19 protein-coding genes are annotated in these 21,402 nt (G+C 58.5%); 10 read left to right on the top strand and 9 right to left on the bottom strand.

Going from position 1 to position 21,402, the window contains the following annotated elements; translation table 11 throughout:
- Positions 1-6: 6 nt before the first annotated feature.
- The 3 genes from ASC94_RS12690 to ASC94_RS31820 form a co-directional block, all read right to left on the bottom strand.
- A complete protein-coding gene (locus ASC94_RS12690) occupies positions 7-2,283 on the bottom strand; it encodes a TonB-dependent receptor (protein ID WP_056395119.1) in 2,277 nt (758 codons plus the stop codon).
- A gap of 773 nt (positions 2,284-3,056) precedes the next feature.
- Entirely contained in the window at positions 3,057-4,034 is a 978-nt protein-coding gene (locus ASC94_RS12680) for a hypothetical protein (RefSeq protein WP_157201418.1), read from the bottom strand.
- Positions 4,035-4,568: 534 nt separating this feature from the next.
- Positions 4,569-6,056: a sensor histidine kinase gene (locus ASC94_RS31820; protein ID WP_082616470.1), complete on the bottom strand. Its 1,488-nt coding sequence runs from the start codon at positions 6,054-6,056 to the stop codon at positions 4,569-4,571.
- A gap of 667 nt (positions 6,057-6,723) precedes the next feature.
- Between ASC94_RS31820 and ASC94_RS32555 the strand changes: the two genes are divergently transcribed.
- From ASC94_RS32555 to ASC94_RS12650, 6 genes are all read left to right on the top strand, one after another.
- Entirely contained in the window at positions 6,724-6,864 is a 141-nt protein-coding gene (locus tag ASC94_RS32555) for a hypothetical protein (RefSeq protein WP_157201417.1), read from the top strand.
- The gene (locus ASC94_RS12670) at positions 6,861-7,886 is read left to right on the top strand and encodes an AraC family transcriptional regulator (RefSeq protein ID WP_056395111.1); all 1,026 of its coding nucleotides are present in this window, start codon (positions 6,861-6,863) and stop codon (positions 7,884-7,886) included. Before ASC94_RS32555 ends, ASC94_RS12670 begins: the two co-directional genes overlap by 4 nt.
- 454 nt (positions 7,887-8,340) lie before the next feature.
- Entirely contained in the window at positions 8,341-8,838 is a 498-nt protein-coding gene (locus ASC94_RS12665) for a response regulator (protein ID WP_082616469.1), read from the top strand.
- Complete coding sequence (locus tag ASC94_RS12660; protein WP_056395107.1) at positions 8,835-10,517, top strand: ATP-binding protein; 1,683 nt, start codon at positions 8,835-8,837, stop codon at positions 10,515-10,517. Before ASC94_RS12665 ends, ASC94_RS12660 begins: the two co-directional genes overlap by 4 nt.
- On the top strand, positions 10,514-11,134 hold the full coding sequence (locus ASC94_RS12655) for a response regulator transcription factor (protein ID WP_056395106.1): 621 nt from the start codon (positions 10,514-10,516) through the stop codon (positions 11,132-11,134). The genes ASC94_RS12660 and ASC94_RS12655 overlap by 4 nt, the downstream gene beginning before the upstream one ends.
- Before the next feature lie 71 nt (positions 11,135-11,205).
- Entirely contained in the window at positions 11,206-11,907 is a 702-nt protein-coding gene (locus ASC94_RS12650) for a pirin family protein (RefSeq protein WP_056395103.1), read from the top strand.
- Between the two features lie 126 nt (positions 11,908-12,033).
- Here the strand turns inward: ASC94_RS12650 and ASC94_RS12645 are convergent, their stop codons facing one another.
- The 3 genes from ASC94_RS12645 to ASC94_RS12635 all read right to left on the bottom strand — a co-directional run bounded on the left by ASC94_RS12645 (position 12,034) and on the right by ASC94_RS12635 (position 14,482).
- Positions 12,034-12,354 carry a hypothetical protein gene (locus ASC94_RS12645; RefSeq protein ID WP_056395101.1) on the bottom strand — a complete coding sequence of 107 codons (321 nt, stop codon included), beginning with the start codon at positions 12,352-12,354 and terminating at the stop codon, positions 12,034-12,036.
- A 95-nt stretch (positions 12,355-12,449) separates the two neighbouring features.
- Positions 12,450-13,355 carry an ankyrin repeat domain-containing protein gene (locus ASC94_RS34155; RefSeq protein ID WP_056395099.1) on the bottom strand — a complete coding sequence of 302 codons (906 nt, stop codon included), beginning with the start codon at positions 13,353-13,355 and terminating at the stop codon, positions 12,450-12,452.
- A gap of 14 nt (positions 13,356-13,369) precedes the next feature.
- Complete coding sequence (locus ASC94_RS12635; protein WP_082616467.1) at positions 13,370-14,482, bottom strand: alpha/beta fold hydrolase; 1,113 nt, start codon at positions 14,480-14,482, stop codon at positions 13,370-13,372.
- A 470-nt stretch (positions 14,483-14,952) separates the two neighbouring features.
- Between ASC94_RS12635 and ASC94_RS32550 the strand changes: the two genes are divergently transcribed.
- A complete protein-coding gene (locus tag ASC94_RS32550; RefSeq protein ID WP_157201416.1) occupies positions 14,953-15,363 on the top strand; it encodes a hypothetical protein in 411 nt (136 codons plus the stop codon).
- A gap of 277 nt (positions 15,364-15,640) precedes the next feature.
- Here ASC94_RS32550 and ASC94_RS12625 read toward each other — a convergent pair whose 3' ends face one another.
- A complete protein-coding gene (locus ASC94_RS12625; RefSeq protein ID WP_056395095.1) occupies positions 15,641-16,399 on the bottom strand; it encodes an SDR family oxidoreductase in 759 nt (252 codons plus the stop codon).
- A 163-nt stretch (positions 16,400-16,562) separates the two neighbouring features.
- Here ASC94_RS12625 and ASC94_RS12620 point away from each other — a divergent pair, with 163 nt between their 5' ends.
- Positions 16,563-17,207 (top strand): TetR/AcrR family transcriptional regulator, encoded by a 645-nt coding sequence (locus tag ASC94_RS12620; protein ID WP_082616466.1) that lies wholly within the window; start codon positions 16,563-16,565, stop codon positions 17,205-17,207.
- Positions 17,208-17,606: 399 nt separating this feature from the next.
- A complete protein-coding gene (locus tag ASC94_RS33665) occupies positions 17,607-17,993 on the top strand; it encodes an SDR family oxidoreductase (RefSeq protein ID WP_056395093.1) in 387 nt (128 codons plus the stop codon).
- 17 nt (positions 17,994-18,010) lie between these two features.
- On the opposite strand, the gene ASC94_RS12610 is transcribed toward ASC94_RS33665, so the two are convergent.
- On the bottom strand, positions 18,011-18,565 hold the full coding sequence (locus ASC94_RS12610) for an antibiotic biosynthesis monooxygenase (RefSeq protein WP_056395092.1): 555 nt from the start codon (positions 18,563-18,565) through the stop codon (positions 18,011-18,013).
- Between the two features lie 295 nt (positions 18,566-18,860).
- Between ASC94_RS12610 and ASC94_RS12605 the strand changes: the two genes are divergently transcribed.
- Complete coding sequence (locus ASC94_RS12605) at positions 18,861-19,547, top strand: hydrolase (RefSeq protein WP_056395091.1); 687 nt, start codon at positions 18,861-18,863, stop codon at positions 19,545-19,547.
- 1,655 nt (positions 19,548-21,202) lie between these two features.
- On the opposite strand, the gene ASC94_RS34280 is transcribed toward ASC94_RS12605, so the two are convergent.
- Complete coding sequence (locus ASC94_RS34280) at positions 21,203-21,319, bottom strand: integrase core domain-containing protein (RefSeq protein WP_373888116.1); 117 nt, start codon at positions 21,317-21,319, stop codon at positions 21,203-21,205.
- Positions 21,320-21,402 lie beyond the last annotated feature (83 nt).

The raw sequence follows: 21,402 nt of genomic DNA, 5'->3' as shown, positions 1-21,402 counted from the left end.
TCATCATTAGAAGCGGTAGCTCAGGTCGATACCGACGGTACGCGGCTGTATCAAAGCTATCGTGTAGGGATTGCCATACGGATTGGTCGCAGTCTGCGTGGCGATTGGACCTGCGAAGTTGATGCCGCGTTCGTTCGTCAGGTTTTTGCCGTACAGAGAGAGGCGCACGTTCTTCCAGTCCATGCCCGCGTTTAGCGTGAGCGTGGTGTACGAGGGCAAAACGAGCGGCAGCTTCAGGGTGTAGTCGGAGCTGCGCTCGCCAATGTAGCCGACCGACCCTCCAACCCACGTGTGGGCCGTACCGATCTGGAAGCGATACTCCGAGCTGAGCGACATGCTCCACTTGGGAATGTATGGCATGTCATCGCCTTTAACGCCGCCAACGGCAGGTGCAGCACTGGTGAGATACGTGTCGGTGTAGGCTGCGTTGGCACGCACGGTCAGACGCTCCGTTGGCGAGAACAGCAGCGTGGCTTCCGCACCGTTGCTTCGGGCAGAACCGCCATTGGTACCGTAGTTAAAACCGATGAAGGTCGCCGGCGGCCTGGCTGGCGCGTTGGCCATCAGTTGGATGTCTTTCCAATTGGTGCTGAACAGCGCAGCTTCCACCGAAGCTTTGCCACCTAGGAAAGCCGACTTGAAACCCAGTTCATAACTGGTGAGGGTATCCGGTTCGAATGACAGCTTGCCGTCGGCAAGTACGCCTGGTGGCAAAGCGCTCGGACCGCCGGCGCGATAACCGGTGGCGACCCGGCCATACAGTGAGGTGTCGGGCAGCATCTTGTAGTTGGCGCCCAGCATCCATGTGACCTTGTCATGGTCAACTTCCTGCACAAGTTTGACGGGCACAGGCGACAGTGCGGATCTCTTGTAATCCAGATCGAAATGCTGGGTATCGCTGGCGCCGCGCAGGCCGGCCAAGACCATCAGTTTCGGCGTGAGCGCAAAGCTGACATTCCCGAACAAGGAATACTCTTCGTAGCTCGATGCGATCTGGCCATCACCGAGCGCAGGAAACGGGGTCTTGACGCCGGTGGCGAAAAAGAAGGGCGCGGGCAGCTGCGAGTCGAGCAAGTCCTTCTCGTGCGTCCAGAAAACGCCCGCTTCATATTCCAGTCTTTCGCCGAAAGCCGTGGAGCGTGCGCGCAGTTCCTGCGAGATGCGGCGGGTCGTGATCGTGGTGTCGCTGTAGGCTCCTAAGCCTGCCACGCCGGTCGCCAGACGCAGCAAGGCTGTACTTCCGACCGTGCCGTCGTTGATCCGCCGCAGATCGCTGGTCTGATAGGTTGACGATGAGACGACATCAAAGCCGCCGATCCGGCCCCTGACTGTGACGTTGGCAACATCAAGCGAGATGTCCTGAAATTCGGTCACGTAGGAAATACGCTGCATCGGTTTGTTCAGCGGACTCAATCCTGGCGCCACCACATCTTCCGAACCGACTCCGTCGGAATGGAAATTCTGCGTCAGCGCCCAGGCGCGCAGCGACCAGTCGGAATTGATCTTCCAGTCTGCTGCAAGCCTTCCTCCCTTGGTGCGCGCTTCATTGACGCCTTTCTGGCCATTGATGGGGTTGTCGATGTATCCACCCTCGGTACGGTCAAAGGCGCTGATGCGCAGACCCACTACATCTTTAATCAGTGGCACATTCACCGCAGCGCGCAGGCTGGAACCATTGCCGCCGCCATCGATGCTGCTACCGCCAGCCGACACCACGCCGCTAAAGCGCTGGGTATTTGCCGGCACCGTCACATAACGAACCAGTCCGCCAACGGCGCTGGCTCCGTACGTGGTGCCTTGAGGGCCCTTGAGTACTTCGACTCGCCGCAGATCGGCTGGGTCGAGGTCGGGCGTGATTTTGCTGCCAGCAGCATACGCGTTGACGGAGCCGATCGGGGCCTCGTCGATATACTGAGCGGTGGTTGGCACCGCCTGCGCCGCGCCGGTGCCGATGCCGCGCAAAGTCACGACGGTCTGGCCGCGCGTCATTGCCGTGATCGCCAAACCCGGCACTTGTGCGACAAAATCTTCCAGCCGGGACGCGCCACCCAACGACAGCCGTTCGGCGCTCACGGTGGAGATGGAAGCGGGTACGTCGATGGACGCCTGTTCGCGTTTGTTGGCGGTGACGAGGACCTGTGTCAGGGAGGTAGCCTCCGGTTTTTCTTCCTGTTGAGCTGATTGCGCAAACGTGGGCGCGGCGGCGGAGCACAGTATGGAAGCTGCCATGGCCGTCGCGGTGCGCGAAGTGGATCGCAGGCGCGCGGTGGAACGGTGGTTCATAAGGTACCTTTCGTTGCGATCTGTGTCGCAGTTGTCTCGTAGAATGACGAATAAGCGTTGCATCTGATCCAATGTTAGCGGCGCCAGTCATCGCGGGGTATGGCGAATTGCCGCTTTTGGATGGCAAAAGGCGTCGGATTCGACTGCTGGCCAAAGGATGGGGCTGCGGCTGGACCGTGCATCCTGCTATATTGAACTTGCGGCCTTTACTTGAAACGTATATTTTTATGACGGCAATTACCCTCGCACTTGTGTCGCGCGCATGACGCACAAGCCCTTCGATCTGCACGCACCCATCGCTTTTTCGATCGGCTTCGTTGATGGTCTGTTGTTGGGACTGTCTGAGGGGTGGAGAGGCGCTGGCCGCGCTGCACCAGGCGGGCATTGCCGAGCAGCCAATGCAAAACATCGGCGCGTGTGACCGCCGAGCGATACGCAGCCCTCTTCCCATGGTGTGGGGCAGCCTCAATGATGAGTGCATCGGCTTGCTGGCGCGGTCATTCAAACGCGGCAGCTTTGACCTCATGGCGCAATCGTCGTTGACCGCGCTAGACTTCCAGCATGCGATCCTGCACAGGGCCGACACGTTATTTCCCGCAGTACAACATAACTCTTGAGTTCGTCCGCGACGAACATGGCGGCGTGGCGCTGAACGCTATCTTCCCGATTATCGTCTTTAAATCATGGACGGGGGCGCCGGGAAGCGACCGTCGCGGCGAAAGATAGCTTCTGCGCAGGATCCCGATGACGCCGCATTGCCGCCCATCTGCGCCTCACCTTTCCAAAATATGGATTTTTCTCTGTTTATAGTCCCAGACAGTTTTATACTTATTCAGGAAAGCGAAGCCTAGGGTAATCAGTGTTTTATCGTCTAGTCCTGTTTGCATCGCTGCAGGGAATGGCGCAGCCATCACATCAATGTTCTTCAGGTCGGTGAAAGTCCTACCCTCGATATGTAGCAACGGTATGTCGAACTTCTCGGCGTCATTGGTGGGTTTAAGTACGCCCGCTATGATCAGTCTTGACTTGGCGTCATCATCTATAAACAGCGCTCCATTCTGCCCGGTATCGAATGCGACAGTTGTATCGAGATCTCCCAACTTCCCTTTCATTACCGGAATGTTCGGAATTTTCCTTAGGTTAAATGGCAAAGCGTCCACTATTTTTTCACCTCGCAAGTACTCTTCCGGCTGTCCTCGATGGAAGCTGGCCTGTAGCTTTTGATAGTCGAGTTTGATAGCGTAACCTTCAAAAAAGTCATGGCCCAGCCATCCGAGGAAATCCGGCGTGATTGTCTCTAGCAAAGAAGCGTCCGAACTCCGTACCTGGGTAACCTTCGGAAAATGAAGATCGGCCACGATGACGTTGTGGACGGCGGGCGCGATACGGGACGCATATTTTTGCCCACTTCCGAAAATTCCGACACCGTTGTCGGTCGGATTGACGACAGGGATCCGGTTATCGTTAATGCCAAGCGCTGCTCTGTAACCGGTATCGAGCATCAATTTTCCGGGCACGCCAGCGACGCTGCCCTCGATGAACGGAAATTCCCGCACCATGGCGATTGGCAGAACGATGTCGTCGCCACGCAGTCGCATTTCTGGCGCACTCGCCGAATTTTTCGGCACTGCTGTAGGAGTGAGTGTGGTGGCAATCGACGAATTCGCCAGAAGGATTGTGAGACTGCCAGCGAACACGCCTGATTTGATCGCTGCTACTGACCGATCGTAAAAACGGAAATATGACTTCATAACTTTTCCCGGAAAATGATAAAAACTCTAATTCAAGCAGGGCCGGCGGCCCCTCGGTTTGCGCGGACGATCGTACCCGATCAACACTGGTACGCGTAGCTCCACTCAGGCAAATGCCGCATTGGAATGCCAACGCATACGCTAGGCCTTCCAAAGGGCTTGGCTGATGAGACGATGCCGCCGCCGATTTTGGGGACTGCAGGGTACGGCGTCCAGCTATACGAACAGATACCTGTGGCACCGCCGTGTTCAGTTTTCGAGTCCGATGCTTGGCTCCTGTCGCCCATTTTCACTCGCCATCATCGCGGTCTTGTTGGCGGTCGGACAGCCGGCCCAAGGCTGCTGTGGTCGATATTTAAACTTGGATCGTTACTGCGAGCGCGGCCTACGCCTACCGTCGCATCGTGATGCTGCTGCTCCGGTAGCGCCATTTTGATTTGGCTGCGCGCTCTCTGCCAGGATGTTGTGCGCCATCTTGAAGATCTTGGCATGTTTGATGTGGCCGCTGAAATGAAGTCATTCGGCTTGTGACAATCACTCAAGCCGATGTATCGGAAACCGGATACGGAAGCGTGCTCCATGCGGATCACAAGGCTCGAACACGATGGTGCCATGATGAGCGCGAATGATTGCCAGGCAGATCGGCAGACCCATACCGGTATTGCCGGCTTTTGTCGTGAAGCGACGGCTGAACATGATGTCGCGATGTACCGGATCGACCCCTGGACCGTCGTCTTCTACAATGATCTCGACCTCTTCGCCGCTAGTTGTGAAAGTCTCTACCATGACGTACCCGCCATCATACTTGCGCTTGCCACCTGACAATGATTCGATGGCATTTACGAAAAGGTTCGTGATTACTTGCTTGAGTTGAACCCGATTTGCCTTTACTGGTGTGCTGCGCGAATCAAGTTTGAGTTCTGTCCTGATGCCATGCTTGCGGAAACTGCACTCCAACATGCTTGTGACATCAAGAATGGCCTGGTCGACATCAACAGTTTCGGCATTATTCTCGCCTTGTGATACAAGTCGATTGACAGAACCAACGATCTCTCCTGCTTGAGATGCGGCTTCACTGATGGAGAGTAACGATTTGAGCGCTCGTGCCACGTTGGGCTCTGCGCGGCCGAGCCATTTGTGTGCTGCCGCTGCGTGCAGTGCGATAGCCGCCAGTGGCTGATTGATTTCATGCGCTATCGATAGCTCCACTTCCACTGCTTGCGCCGCACGGCTCCGCGCACTGCCGGAATCAGGCTCCACCGCCAAAAAGCCATCGACGCCACCCCATTCGTTAATCAGCATATCGATGCGGCCGTCTGCTCCCCACTTCTTGTAGCTCGTTAGTGCCAGCCGCCTATAGTGTACGACCGCGGTGTGCAGCCATGCTTGCGATGCGGCCAAAGCAGCTTCTTCCGCTGCTACGGCGGCTATCCAGTGTTGTCCAAGACGTGCAGCTTTGTCGTGAGTGCGTTCCAGGCGCGAGAGCGCCTCCAGGGTCTTTCCCGCGCATCGGTCGTTCACGGCGTGGGCGAACTCGGCAGTGGCCGAGACGCTGGTGGAGCCGGCACTTGCCAGGCGCCTTATTTCAGCGCAGTGCATATTCCCGGCCGTGCCGGTGTTCGATGATTTCAGGCGGCCAAGGACAAGCACGGAAAATAGATGATAGCGAAGAACATCTGCTGTGGGAACTAACGGCGACATTAAACTTGCGGCAAGTCTTGCCGCGTCCGCAGCACTCGCATAGTCGCCGGCAAACCAAAGCCTTTGCATTTGCGCCAGCGCGTGATTGAACCCATGAGCTAGGGAACCTTCCCGTTGCTTGCCGGGATCCACTGTACAATTTTCACTTCGAACAGCATCAATTTGCACGCGGGCTAGATGGGAGTGATCCAAGCCAATCACATGCGAACCTTCGAGCGCCGCAGCTCCAGTTAACCTGCCGGCTATTGGCCATGAGTAGAGCGGGTGGGGCGCAACTTCTTGCAACTGTGGAGATTTGGCGAAAGTGTCTCGTGGGCTCATAAGTTGTATTTTGTTGTTTGCTGGGGTGTTGCGAAATCAATGTGCACGGTGCCGCTCTGCATTTGCTTTGGTACGTGGGTCTTCACACCTTTGGAATCGTTTTATGCATTCCAATTATCGGGGCGAGAACTGCGTTGCCTGTCCTGCGCTCTCCACGCTGAGCTTTCGACTCAATGAATTGATGCGTAGGCATTGGCGCGCTGCTCACAAAGAACTATGGCAACCGCCGTCGATGCCGGCGCCTCCAGCCGACAAGGCACCGCTGAAGCGGCGAAGCTTGATTGCGGCCTTGCCGCGAGTCATTGGCGTGATCGCCGCACTCCGCACCGGCGCCACGAAGTCCGCCAGCTAGGGCGGCCAGCCATGCGAAGGCGATCTTGCGCGCACGATGGAGATGGACGCCGAACAACAGGCGAAGGTTTCCTGTTCCCGTCGGCTGACCTGTTTGCGCAGACCTCGAGACGCCCGCGATGCATAGCATGGAAGCGCCCATGACGGTGGCGGTGCGCGAATTCTTTTGCCGACGCGTGTCGGAAGGGCATTTCATGGGATACCTTTCGCTGCGATCTGTGTCACAGTTGTCTCGCTGAATAACGAAAAAGCGTTGCATCGGATGCAATGGTAGCGGCGCCAGTTGCTGTAGGGTATGGCGAATTGCCGCGTTTGAATGACAAAAGACGTCGTTTTTGTTCGTGAGGTATGGTTCTCCGGCGTGAATGTGGATCTTGCTATAATGAAAAAACAGCTCCTGCTTGAAACAAATATTTATATGATGGCAATTACCCTCGCATTAGCGTCACGTGCATGACCCACCAGCCTCTTAGTCCGCACGCACCCGTCACCGTTTCGATCAGCTTCGTCCATGGTTTATTGTCGGGCCTGCCTCAGGGAGCGCCACTGGCGGCGGCCGCGCTGCGGCACGCAGGCATTGCCGAGGAGTTGCTGCAATACAGCGGTGCACGTGTGACCGCGGAACAATATGCAGCCCTTTTTCGCAGCTTGTGCGAAAACCTGGATGATGAGTGCATCGGCTTCCTGTCGCGGCCCTTCAAGCGTGGCAGCTATGCCTTGATGGCGCAATCGTCGTTGACCGCGCAGGACTTTCAGCACGCGATCCTGCGCATGGCGAACACGTTTGGTATCCTGCAGGACGACATGACCCTTGAACTTGTGTCCGAGAGGAACATGGCAGGCGTGGCGCTGCACTTTACCAACCCGCTCATTGGACGGCGCAGGTTCCTGCATGAATTCATGCTGCGGTCGCTCTATCGACTGTTCGACTGGCTGGTTGGCGGCGACCTTTCCATTGCCCGGTTCGATTTTGCCTTCACGTCCCCGGAAGATGTGGAGAGCTACAGCGAGTTCTTCACCGGCCCGATGGTTTTCAGCTCGGCCGTTTCCGCAATCTGGTTCGACAAGGCGCAATTGCAGGCGCTGGTGCGCGTCGACGAGACCGCGTTACTTGGATTTCTGACCGACCCGCAGACTAGATTCATTGTTCCACGGCGATTTAAGAATGGAGTGGCCGACAAAGTGTTGAGCCACTTGCACCAGAGCAGGCCTGCTTGGCCCGACCTTGAGGCCACCGCAGCGGCCCTGTGCATGTCAGCAGCGTCGTTGCAGCGCCACTTGGCGAAGGAAGGAACGACGTTCCAAGCCATCAAGGACAGACTGCGGCGCGATATGGCCATCACGTATTTGAATACCACAACGATGTCACTGTCCGAACTTGCCGACAGGCTGGGATTTTCCGAAAGCGCGGGATTTCAGCGCGCTTTCAAAGCATGGACCGGCAGCGCGCCGGGTAGCTACCGTCGCGGCGAAAAATAGTCGCGTCGCTGCAGTGAGCCCTTTGCCGCCGCCGGCCTGCCGTGCCCGGCGTCTAGATATGCGAACAGCTACCTGAGGCGCTGACTTGTTCGGGTTCGTTCGCGCACCGATACGCGCGGTCTTCTGATCCGTCACTGTCGGTTCTCTTGGCCCAGGTAGTTGCAGCTCGTCGGCCTAACGGGGATGGTGGCCGATCTATACATATGGATAGTTACTGCGACCGCAGCCTGCGCTTATTATCGCTCCGGAAAGTCGCGGCCCCGGCTCTGTTATTCCCAAGCAGACTGAGTGTAGCAACAAACAACGAAAACTCGGAGTCCTGAATGCCGCGCATCCCGATCTCGGCAGTACCTCTCAGCCGACCGTTGCATTGCAGACCGCGCGGATAATTCAGGTTTAACACCAGCCTTCGCAGCATTTTCGTGCCCGATTTCGTCGGTTCGTTGGATGTATCATGGAGATTACTTTGCCCAAGCCGTCAAAAACCGCAAACAGGCAACAGAGAAAGGCGAAGCGGCCCCAATGCGGCGGCGGTAGTTCCGCATCGTCGCAATCTGTGCAAGTGCGCAATCCGCTCAGCCATACCATTTGTGTCGTAGACGATGACCTGGCAGCTCGGTCGGGGATGTGCAATCTGATCGAGGCGTGGGGCTACCACGCACTATTCTTCGATGCCGGCGAGTCGTTCCTCGCATCGCCTCAGATCAACGAAATTGATTTTGCGATCTTCGATATCAAGCTTCGCGGCATGGATGGTTTCGCCGTCCAGCAGCAATGCTCGCTACTGGGGCTGGAACTGCCCGTGATATTCATAAGCGGCCATGGAGATGTTGATTTGGAGCGCAGAGCGGTAGCCGCCGGGGCGCTTGCCCTGCTGCCAAAACCCGTCGATCCCGAACTGCTGCGCGTCTATATCGAGGACCGACTCGGAAGGCAGGGAGGCCGGTCGTGAGCGTTAGCGACAGCGTCCGAGCTCCGGGCGAACTCGAAAAGCAGTTTTTTCTGCCTGTCGTTCAGGCACTGATGACAACCGCGGTCGCACTCGTGCAAGCGCGACGCGGCATTCTGTTACGTGTTCATCACGGGCACATCACGGTCGAGGCGCGCACACAAGCGGGTTGCGACGACGTTATGGTTGACATGCGCGGCAGCGCCGGCGATTTGGGCGACGTCTCGCTGCCCCTGGTGGAAGAAGTCATCCGAACTGGTGCTTTACTCAAGCTTGATGCGACGCCTTTATCCGGGGATCAAGGCACAGATCCGTTGCCTTGTTCGGGGCCGCACCGCGCCGTGGTCATCGTGCCGCTGTCAAACCGGTCAGGCTTAACCGGCATGATCTATTTGGAGCGTCAGGCTGAAGCGACGACGCCCACAAGTGAGCAGATGCTGTTTCTGGAGTTGCTGGCAGAACAGGCCGCCGTATCGCTTGACACTGTCCGGCTCTATGTGGCGACAATGCACGAGGTCAACGAGCACCGCCACGTCGCACAGGCATTGCGCGAAAGCCGCGCATTGCTTCTTCTCGGCGAACGAATCAATGAGAGTGGGAGTTGGGAATGGGATGTCGAGAAAGGAGAGCTGAACTGCTCGGCAGAATTCTGCCGCCTTTATGAATTCAACCCGGATGTTTCCTCGGTTACGCACGAGGCGCTAATGCAGCACATTCATCCCTGCGACCGCGAACGCGTCAATCGTATACTCGACGAGGCCGTCGCGGCGCGGCGCGCAGTCCGATTTGAACACCGCATACGGGCTCGCGATGGTGCCATCCGTTATCTCTCCGTCAACGCTCACCCTGTCTCTATGACCGATGGCAGTCTGTACGCCGGTACCGTCAGCGACGTTAGCGGCCGAAAGGCTGAAGAACTTGAGCGGAGCAGGGCGCAGGAGCAATTGGCGCGCGGCGCACGGATGACGGCGATCAGCCAGATGACAGCGCTGATTGCGCATGAAGTCAATCAGCCCCTGATGTCGATTTCATCGAATGCCGGGGCGGCGCTGATCGGGATTGAACGTGATTCGTTAGGTACCGGCAAAATCAAAGAGCTGCTCGGCCAGATTCTAGGTCAAAGCCAGCGCGCCGGGACGATCATTCAGACGTTGCAGGCATTGACGTGCGCCTGCCCGCAGTCAGAGCCAGCCGATGTGCACGCGGTAATCCACCAGGTCCTGCTGACCATGCGCGGCGAGTTCAATCGCAGTGCAATAGAAGTCGAACTCGATCTGCTAGCCCGTCCGATCATTGTCGGTGCGGACAAAACCCAACTCCAGCAGGTACTCGCGAACCTGCTTGGCAATGCCGTCGACGCGATGCAGAAGGTGCAAGGGCGGGTACGTATCGTGCGCGTTTCCTCCCGCAGCCTGGAAGGCAACCAGATCGAAGTTTGTGTACGGGACAATGGCACTGGAGCGGATGCGGGCATGTACGACCAGATGTTCGAACCGTTCGTAGGAAGTAAGCCCGGCGGTATAGGCATGGGCCTGGCCATCAGTCGATCCATCATCGAGTCGCATGGCGGAAGGATCTTCGCTCGCCGCCGGCTACCGCACGGCTGTAGTGTCATCTTTAACATGGCAGAACAGGCCGACGACGACTTGGGCAGCGTGACCGGCGATGGGAACCCGGTATGAAACCGGTCGTCTACGTGGTCGACGATGACCACGCCGTGCGCAGCTCGGTGGTGAACTTGCTCACCGCCGAGGGGTTCGACGCATGTGATTTCGCCACGGGCAAGGGTTTCCTCGCAGCTGTGTCGCTTGATACCCCATGCTGCCTGATTTGCGACATCGCCATGCCCGAGTCGAGCGGCCTGGATGTCGCCGCCGCGCTGGCACGCGAGGACATGGTGATTCCCATTATTTTCATGACAGGATACGGTTCGATCCCCTTGACGGTGCAGGCGATGAAAGCCGGGGCGAAGGAATTCCTGACAAAGCCGGTTATTCCGGAACAGCTGCTTGGTGCGGTGCGCGAAGCGCTGGCGCTCGATGAGGCCAACTATTTCAGGCGGCGCGAACTGGCGGATTTGCGCTGCAAGCACGCGAGCTTGACCCCACGGGAGCGGGAGACGATGGGACTGGTCATTGGAGGGCTGCTCATTAAGCAAATTGCTCACGAGCTGGGAGTGAGCGAGATCATGGCCAAAATTCACAAGCGCAACTTAATGGAGAAGATGGCCGCGCGCTCGCTGCCGGATCTGGTACGCCATGCTGAACGGCTCCGAATACTGAAGTCCGGTACTCGATGAATAGCGTGCTTTTTGCCGTTCCTCCGGGTGCTGCGCACGATTACGATCAAACATATAAAACAGGAAAAAATATGCTGACAGTTAGGAAAAGCCATGAGCGCGGTACCGCAAATCTCGGTTGGCTGCATTCGCAACACACATTCTCATTTGGTCACTATCACGATCCGTTCCACATTCACATCGGTCCCCTGCGCGTCATTAACGAGGACCGGGTGTCGGCCGGACGAGGTTTTGAGCCACACAGCCATAAGAACATGGAAATTCTCTCATACGTGCTCGACGGCGCACTCGAACACAAAGACAGTATGGGAAATGGATCCGTTCTGCGTTACGGCGATGTACAGCGCATGAGCGCGGGTGCCGGTGTGACGCACAGCGAATTCAATCATTCGGCCTACGAACCGGTGCACTTCCTGCAGATCTGGATTATCCCTGCTCAAGATGGTGGTGAGCCTGGATATGAAGAGAGGCATTTCGACGCCGCTTCGAAGAAGGGTCGCCTGCGCCTGATCGCCTCGAATGATGGGAGGGAAGGTTCGGTCTCGCTGCGTCAGAACGTGTCGATCTACGCCACGATTCTTGATGGCGGCGAGCGCGCCGAGCTTGGTTTGCAGGTGGGGCGGCAGGCCTATATCCATGTCGCGCGCGGTCGTGTCAAAGTAAACGATTGCCAGTTGTCCGCGGGAGATGCCGCAAGGCTAACCGACGAGAGCGCGGTCAGTCTGTCGGAAGCGAGCGGTGCGGAAGTTCTGCTGTTCGATCTGCCGGCCTGACTTGGGTCAGCGCAGTGCGGGTGCAATCGGGCCGAGGGCGCCATTCCGGATCCGTCCTCCCGAGTGCATCGCCTAAGTCTGTTTATTAATTACTCGTCACCGGGACGGCAAGATTGTCAACCACCCTCAGAGGAGTTCGCCTCTGAGTCGAGGCAAGACGGCAACGGACCCATCGTCAACACGGTGCTCCGCATTGCGGAAGGCTGGACCGATCATTTGCTGGGCGACGGAGTGCCCGTTTTGCTGGCGCATCAAGGCCTTGGTGCGGTCGGCGATCCACTGCGCGACCTGCTCGTCGCCGTCATCCGCAGCGGCTTCCTGGCGTATGCGAGATCTCGCCGGTGAGATCAAAACCACAAGAGCGTAGCATTCAGGGCTGGCGTTGCCCTGGATGAAGATGCGATGCTGGATGCCGGCTGAGGACGGCATCCAGTGCTTGCCGGTCATGCCGGCGCGTTATGATCGGCACGCTGGGAGCCTGCGGACATTGCTGAGAGGGCATTGCGAGCAGTGGCTCGCATCGACGGACTGTAGTTAAGCGTTCAACGGGCGGCCGTCTCCGCAATAGCGATCATCTCGGCTATTTCGCCGTAACCGTAGAGTTCAGCCAATGCGCGTGGACTGAGTCCCGCATGTGTTTGCAGATCGAGCCGGGCACCAGACTGTACCAGCGCACGCGCCGCCTCCAAATGACCATGCCACACGGCGTCATGTAGCGCCGTCATGCCGTTGTAGTCTCCCTGGGCATCAATGTCGAGCACGGGGGACTCGTCACAACGCTGAGGCGATAGGACGCGGAGCACGCTGGCGTGCCCAAAATAGGCAGCCTCATGTGCCGCAGTCGCTTTCATCGGCCCATTGGGCAGGCTTGCATCGGCGCCAAGTTCAAGCAAGGCGCGCACAATTCTGGTATTCCCCATGCGTGCAGCCATGCCCAGCGGCGTGCAGTCCTCGTCCGTTCCGCCGCTTTTGGGAGAGCGCTCGTCGATAGCGTGACCCGCTGTCACAAGGCGCCGGACTTCTGCCAAGTCGTCCCGCTTGACCGCCGCCATCAGCAATAGGCCTTCAATCCGCGCCCGATCAGACTCTACGCGCGCCTCAATCAGGCCGGCGATGGCCTCAAGCCCGCCGGTGCGCGCCAGGTCCAGCGCGTTCTCCCCGGCGTAATTCCTTGGCATGGTCCTGGCGCCGCTATCGAGCAGGTGCCGTACGACGTCTTCGTGTTTGTGCATTGTGGCGTCCATCAGTGCCGTATTGCCGACGGCGGCCGATTGCTGGTCGATGAAGGCTCCATGTTCCAATAAGGCCCGCACTGCGCCGAGCGAGCCTGCCTGCGCGGCCTTATGCAGCGCGGTGGTCCCCATGCGCGCTTCGACTGCGTGCACGTCGGCCCCTGCACTCAGCAGGTGATGGACTGTCTCGGCCGTATCCAGAGCGCAGGCTAGCATCAGGCAAGTAAGACTCATGATGCCCCCAGACCTGCAAGAAACTGCAGTAAGGCCGCGTTGAGTCGGTCCGGGGCTTCGTGCTGCACCCAGTGGCCGACTCCTTCGAGCCGGACCTGGTCGACTAGCCGCGGCTGTACCCGCCGTAGCTCAGCCAGCTGGGGCGTAGTGGGATGGAAGAACCGGCACAATCCATCATCCGCGCCCCAAACGTATAGCGACGCCTGCATGATGGGCGCGTCCTTAAATGCGGCCGTTTCAGCAAAACTGACCGGCAGCGCGCGGTAATGGTTCAGGCCGCCACGAAAACCGGTCTTTTCGAAGCTGCGGATGGTGTGCACCACATAGCCTGGATCGGCCCACGGGGGCATTTCAGTGGGAGCTGGCCGCAATATGCTGCGTGCCGGATCGATCGGGTCCCAGCGCTGGCCAGGCGGTGGACTGGCAGAGGCCCAGTAGAGTATGGACGGGATGGACGATGCGGCTGGCGCGAAGGCGGACTCCGCTCCCGGTGTCAGCCAATTAAGCGCGTAGTAGCGCTGACCCAGCCCGCGCCGTCGTAAGGCTTCCCAGGTGTCAATGTCGCCGCGCGGCGCGTACGGAATACTGATGCTGACCAAGGCCCGGAAGCGCTCCGGATGCATTAGCGCGGCGCGTTGCGCATGATCGGCGCCCCAGTCGTGACCGACAATGACGGCTGACTGAATCTTCATTGCGTCGAGAATGCCGACCAGGTCGGCAACGATGTGCCGCGAGCTGTACAGGCTTGCCTCGCCCGGTGCATAGCTCTTGCCGAACCCGCGCATGTCGGGCGCCAGGGCGCGATATCCCGCTTCCGCAACCGCGCGCATCTGCTTTCGCCACGTCTCGGCGGTATCGGGGAAACCGTGGCAGAACAACACCGCGGGCCCAGTTCCCTGTTCGAGCACATGAAATGCTTCTCCGTTGACTCGGAGCGAATGTCGGCGCAGTTGGGATGGTGGCGACTGCTCAGACCCGGCCGCTCCTGCACCTGCCTGCACACCCGGCCCGATGAGGGCTGCGGCTCCAAGAAGCTGTCTTTTGCTCCGACGAACCGGCGTGGGTTCCGCTTGCCATTTCTGGGCGACGGGCTGATAAACTGGAAGCATGCTGGAACTCCTTCTCAAAATTAATCTATTAGGAAACCTCTCGCTGTCGCCGTGCATGCGACTATGTGTCACGGTGACGCTTACCAATCTGCCAGTCTTCTTCCGCGGCCTGCGCGACGCCGGCCAGCGAGCTGCTGACCATCCGGGGAATTGCGATCAGCGATACCAGTACCATCAATCCTACCTCGGCAGGGCCCCAACACCCGAGGCGGGAAGGACAGTGAAGCTGAGCACAGTCAGCTTGCCATGGCCCATAATCGTTAGTGGGCCGGCGGGCGGCGCTCGCGGCGAATGACGGCAGACATGGCGTGCGTGGAATGCGGTCTCGCACCTGTCCGTCCCCGAATTCGACCCGTGTCGCCAATCGGACTATGCTCACAAAGCTGATGAACAGGGCGGCGAACTGCAGCAGCATTGGCTGGACATTCGGCAGCCACTTCAGCGATGGTAACCGCCGCCTCAGGACTCGCATGCAACAGGCAGCCAACGCCTTCGACGGCGGGGATCTCAATGCCGGCGTTCGCTTCGGCCAGCCCGAGACGCAAACGCTGATGTGGAAATCGAGGGTGTTAAGCTGCACCGATCGTCACTCCGTACGCGCTTGGTTCAAGCGATTCGCGCAAAACCGTGCGGCCACGGCGCCTGACGAGCGTCGCGAGAACTCGCAGTCCGCGGCGCAACAGAAGCAACCGCACTCCCGCCACATTGGGCTCGTCGTCGGCGACGTCGAAGACAAGCGCGCCTGCCTCGATTGCTTCGGCGCAAAGGTCGGTGGGGCGGCGCCGCACCGTCCGGATGCGAGAAAACAGCTCTTCCAATACTATCCGCATCACGAACTGTTCGTCGGTCCCTTCGTCCAGACCGTTGACACGGTCGGTTGACCTCTCCCCGGGCAGTCAGTGTCATGATCGGAATACCGGGATGGGCAGCCCTCAATCGCACGCGTGTCCACGTGATCGACCACGAATTTCTTGCGCTCGAGCGCGTCGCGCACGGTGTCGGCAAATTCGATTTCGTCTCCGACGGGCGAAATTCCGATAAGGGTCTCCTCCAAGAACAGCGTGGCATTGCGAAAAGCCTCCTTCATCAGCGTACGTTAGCCGCATTGCGGCAATATGGCCTCACCGCGTCGCGCTATCTGGTGCACCCCTTAAAGCGTTATGCCGTTCTGTGGCGCTGTGCGACCAGTCGCACAGCATCCGCACCGGCCGCGATGCGGAATGGCGTGTTGCGATCCGTTACCGCCTTCCAGACGGCATCCGCTACATCCTTGGCACTGGTGAACTCGGCTGGCTGTTCCTTGGGCGGGGCGAAAGCCCGCCCGGCCCAAGCCGCGTACGCCTCAGGAATGCTGTTCTGCGAACGGGCCCGGGCAGAAGCGCCGAATGATGTTTCGGGTGCACGGCCGGGAACGACAAGGCGCACACGCACACCGAATGGCTCGACCTCTAGTGCGAGACCTTCGCTGAATGCCTCGACAGCCGCTTTGCTCGCTGTGTAGGCCGACAGCATTGGCAGCGGCGTGGTGGTCACGGCAGATGAGATGTTAACGATGACGCCGGAAGCCTGTTTTCGAAAACCGGGCAAAAAGGCGCGCGTCACGCCCATGGTGCCGAAGGTGTTCAGTTCGAATAGCTGGCGTGTCGCGTCCATCGACACGCCTTCCAGTGTTCCCATCAACCCAGCCCCCGCGTTATTCACCAAAGCGTCGATCGGTCCGGCTTCCTCCACGGCTTGGGCAATGCTGCGGGAATCGGTCACATCCAAAGTAAGGATACGCAAGTGTTTCGATGCTGGCAGAGGATTGTTCTGCAGTGCGCGCATCGCTGCGATCACCGACCAGCCCTGGTCGAGAAAATAACGGGCGGTTTGTAGACCGAAACCAGATGAGCACCCGGTAATAAGAATTGTGTTCACGCGTACTCTCCTTGTCGTGGCAATGGGTATGAAGGATGATCAGCTGCATATGCTCCGTTACAATGAACGGATCATTGATCCAGCTAGGCCATCGGCGAGCTTAAACGGAGCGCTGATCAACTTAAATAATATGGATCATTGATCCGCTTGTCAAGGAGTGTACATGTCTGAACATCGCTTGGGAGATTCTGTGGGTGAGGTGTTCACGTCGGCAGACGGCGCTGACGCTCAAGTCGAGGCGCCGCGACTACGGGCCGACGCCCGCAAAAATGAAGAGGCAATATTGGAAGCTGCCAAGGTCGTCTTTGCGGCTTCCGGCGTGGACGCCCCGATCCGGGAAATTGCGGGGAAAGCTGGTGTGGGCTTGGGTACGCTATACCGGCGTTTTCCGACTCGCGCTGCGCTGGTGGCTGCGGTGTTCCGGCGCGAAGTCGATGTATGCGCTGATGCGGCGACAGCCCTGGCTGCTGAATGCCGGCCGCTCGATGCGCTTTCCGCATGGCTGATGTCTTACACCCGATTCCTCGCGACCAAACAGGGACTGGCGGCAGCGCTCCGATCGGGTGACGCAACGTTCGCTGCATTGCCGGACTATTTCCGTAGCCGCTTTGAGCCGGCGCTGGCGAAGCTCCTCACTGCCGCAGCCAGTGCTGGCGACACTCGCGGCGACATTGCTCCGTACGATTTGCTGCGCGCCATAGGCAACCTGTCGGTATCGGGCGACGACGACGCTGTACAGCATACCGAACGGATGATCCTTCTACTTCTCGATGGACTGCGCTACGGAGCACGCAGGGTCACGTTATGAGGTTCCGCGTCGCCAGCATACAGCCGGTCCATCCTCCTTCATGAGAAGCAGATCGCATTCTGAAAGCTTGGGGCGGCCACTAAGACTTGCAGGCGCGGCTGAAATCTGTGCCAATATCTCGAGTCCCCGAACCCGAAAGATCGATTACTTTCTCCCCGCGCTCCAAATTTCTGCCCCCTGAACGCGATCACACCAAGCACCTAGTGTTTTCGGACGCAGCGCACAAGCCTCGGCGAAGTCACTCGTTTATATTTTTTTTTGCAGGAAGCAGCGTATGACGGGAATGATCTCCGCGGCTTGGTATCCATTGTGGATGAATAGCCCGCTAGCTGCGCCACGTCACTGCTCCTAGCGAATTTACCTTGGGCGACAAAGGGAGCTTCATCGCAAACTCGCCCAGTGGGCCAGGACCGCGATCCCGATGGCGAATGCGGCGACAACAATCTTTTCGCGGTTCCGTTCCCAGATGAGGTGTGCAAGCCATCGGAAGGGACGCTTTTCGGCGGCGGTCTTCGCCTTGTGCAACTGCTCGATGTAGTTCGTTTGATGGGTGATCGTCCCGGATTGTCGCTTGTTCTGATCCAGCACGTCGGCCAGCAGGTCGAGGACAGGGTGCTCGCGGATGTTGTTGCGTCAGGCGTCGACACCGCGCAGCGTAGCCTGACTTCGCTGGGACGCTATGCCGAGCCGCGTGAAATCGCGAACACGGTAGTCTTCCTCGCCAGTTCCGGGGTGAGCATCGTTACCGGCGCCGTCTTAACCGCGGACGGCGGGGCCATAGCATAGGGTGAACTACTTCAAGGTCAGCGGCCCAGCCAATCTGCAGTAAAGCGCGACAGCAGCGGCATAAGCCAGTACACCATGATGGCCGAGATTATCGCCGCTGTGGCCGCCAGCACAGTGACCTTTGGCAGGGTTGGCGCGAGGTTGTGTGCCAGTGTTGCTACCGATGCTGGAATCACTGCGGTCAGAGGAAACACTGCCACCGTAGACAGCAGCCACTGCTTCCAGCGTTTGGGCGGAGTGGCTCGCGCGCTCGGCGTGACGAACCAAAATTCGCTGTTGTCCTGAACCTGATACCTGTCCGCGCGGATTAGCCACCGCTCTACGTCTTTCAACAGCGCGGCCCGGACATCGGATTGCAGCCAGCCTTCGGCGTCGGCACTGGACGAAAACCGAAGGATCACCACGTAACGTAGCCCCGCGCCAACTGGCTTGATGACATCGGTCGCCAAGTACCCCTTAAAGCCTCGGCTAGCCTCCCTCGCAGTGAGCATCCAGGACTCATAGCTGGCGTGATGGGCAGGCGCGACGTCATGCACAATCACGCTGGTTCCCTCGGCTGCGATGCTATGCATATTGATATTCCCCTTTTTTATTCAAAGCTGTCGTCAAAGGAGCAGGCAGGCCGCCTACGCGTTCGCTATATACATTTCCGTAGTAATCGCTGTCTCCAGTCTTCGATGTCTATTGTCGAGGCCTGCGGGTGTAGGGCCTAGCTATACGAACAGATACCCAAAGTCGGTCGACCAGCCGAATCGGCCGAGGCTGACTATACTTTTGGATAGTTACTTAGGGCGCTGGTGCCGGTTAATCTGAAGACCGGTAGCGCAGTCCGGCACTGTCGTCCCAACTATCCCGATAGGAAAATCCATGAAAAACCCCAAACTCGAAGTCCTGACTCCGCACAATTCCCAACTGATCATCATCGATCACCAGCCGCAGATGGCGTTCGGGGTGCAGTCGATGGATCGTCAGGTTTTGAAGAACAATACGGTGGCGCTGGCTAAGGCGGCCAAAGTGTTCAACATTCCAACCACCATCACCACGGTAGAAACCGAATCGTTCTCGGGTCACACCTACCCGGAAATTTTGGACGTTTTCCCCGATAAGGAGATTCTTGAGCGCACCTCGATGAACTCGTGGGACGATCAAAAGGTGCGCGACGCGCTGGCGCGCAACGGCAAGAAAAAAATCATCGTTGCCGGCCTGTGGACGGAAGTGTGCAACACCACGTTCGCACTGTGCGCCATGCTGGAGGGCGACTACGAGATCTACATGGTGGCCGACGCTTCCGGAGGCACTTCGAAGGATGCGCATGACTACGCGATGCAGCGCATGATCCAGGCAGGCGTGGTGCCGGTGACCTGGCAGCAGGTCTTGCTCGAATGGCAGCGCGACTGGGCGCACCGTGATTCGTATGACGCCGTCATGAATATCGTGCGTGAGCACTCGGGCGCCTACGGCATGGGCGTGGACTACGCCTACACGATGGTGCATAAGGCAGCGCCGCGTAACACGAGCAGCCACGTGACGCTGGCGCCGGTTCCGGCAAAATAATCGTTGCGGCGGCGGCCGTTCAGGGTCGCCGTTGACCATCTGGATCGTCTCACGAACGCAGGTGCCTGTTCACAGAGGTTGGAGGGCTGGTCAGAAGCGCAGTGCAGGAATTCTGTCTGTTCGGCGCGGCTTTTGGAGCGGACGTCATCGGCATTGGTGTGCCGGGCGATAAAGTAGTGCGACGTGTCCGGGCGGGTGGCGCATGCTGGTGCCGATCCGGCTGGCGTTCGCAAGCTGCTGGATACCTGCGCTGGGTTTGCAGCCATCCGCTATACCAGGGTTTTGCCGACCCGGGAGCGGTTCGGCGAGTTGCTTGCCGCCCCCTCCGTGCGGTACTTGACTTCTTCTCAGCGAAAACTGAAGGAGGAGGGCGCCGGCCGCGCACGACCGTCTGATCGGCCGGCTGCTGGGCGGCTGACGAGTTGATGTGTCATACGTCACCTGTGCGTTTATGGCGAATCCGGACAAGTTCCGTGGCGAGGCTGTGTCGCACGTGGTGAGCAATGCGCATTCTTTTGGAAAGGTCAGACGATGACTTTGCGGAGGGCCCAACCAGCATCGCTCCAACATTACGAAGATGAGAAAATCGATCTGCTGCGCATCCGTTTGTGGGATGTTAGGAACTGCACCGCTGTGCTCAGTGATTTCTATGGCGCGGAACGGGTGCTAGCGCAATGGGCTCTGGATGGGCGCTGCAATGGCGTGCATTTCGAAGTGAGCTTCATCGACGGCTGTGTCGTGAAGGGATATCACGAGTTTTTCAACAAGGGGAAGCGGAGTTGTACTTTTAGTGCCCATCTGCGCCGCATGTTGAAGCTCATGGCGAATCGTCCAGACTTGTCGCCTCTGACGCATGGCCGGAATATGTCACGCTATTTGGTCCCTACGTAGTGAACGACGCTATCCTACGGCGCAACCGTAGCTGCGTGTGGTGCAGCCAACGATCACTAAAGCGCTCGGTGTCACGCGCACCCAAACGCAAACGGTCGCACGGAGTAGAAACTGGCAGCACGGCGTTGAGGCGCCGACGCACGGCGGCCCGGAGAGGCTCTACTGGCGCATCCAGACTGCCCCTGGGCGTCTCGCCTCTGCTAACGGTAGAAGGGATAGCTGGCCACATCCGCCCGGAGCGCCAGAGCCGGGTCAAAGTATCTGGGTAACTGGACGCTGTTTCTGACGTTGCTGGAGCGTGAGGTGACGCTTGAGAAAAAAATGGTTCTGCGCAGCGACGGAGCGCTGGTCATTGCGCCGCGCGGGGTGGCAGCGACGTGATCGGAAGCCGCGCCATACTGCGCCCCCGGAAGTGAATCAAACACAACCACGGCTCGACCCGCGAGGTCGTGTAGGGTGTCGTGTACAGCTCGGCTCAGTTCCAGCGGTAATACGAATCGAATTCATCCCCCCCAAGTTATCAATTTCGCTGCGCCGATGCAGCAAATTTTTTCTCGCGAACTTAGATGCAGTGATCACTTGCATTGCGACTTGCTCGTTTTGCATCGCATGTTACCGATAAACATTCGCGTCTTCGCTCGCTGTTTCGAGCCACGTTACACTTTGCGCTTGCCATTAATCTTCGAATTCAATGTCGCCTGACTTGGGCAGGACCTTGATCCGCTTGGGTTCGATGGACACTTTGGATACGAGAATTTGGTCGGTCAATGGCCCATGTCAAGCCCTTCAGAAACCATACTCCGAGCGAAGGCCGTGGGAGTTTGGTCGTTGAGAGCCATGTGAGGCCGAATCTCATTGTAGTCCACGCGCCAGGCCTCCACTGTAATGACCCAGCAGAATCTGCTCAGGTTACGCGGCTAATGCAAAAGCTGCCGCAGGGGTTTGCATCCGAAGCGCTTGGTGC

Origin of the sequence: Massilia sp. Root418 (assembly GCF_001425265.1) — a bacterium.
In the GTDB taxonomy this organism is placed as follows: domain Bacteria; phylum Pseudomonadota; class Gammaproteobacteria; order Burkholderiales; family Burkholderiaceae_D; genus Rugamonas.
Note: the sequence above shows the minus strand (reverse complement) of the source record. Positions and strands in the feature narration are given on the sequence as shown.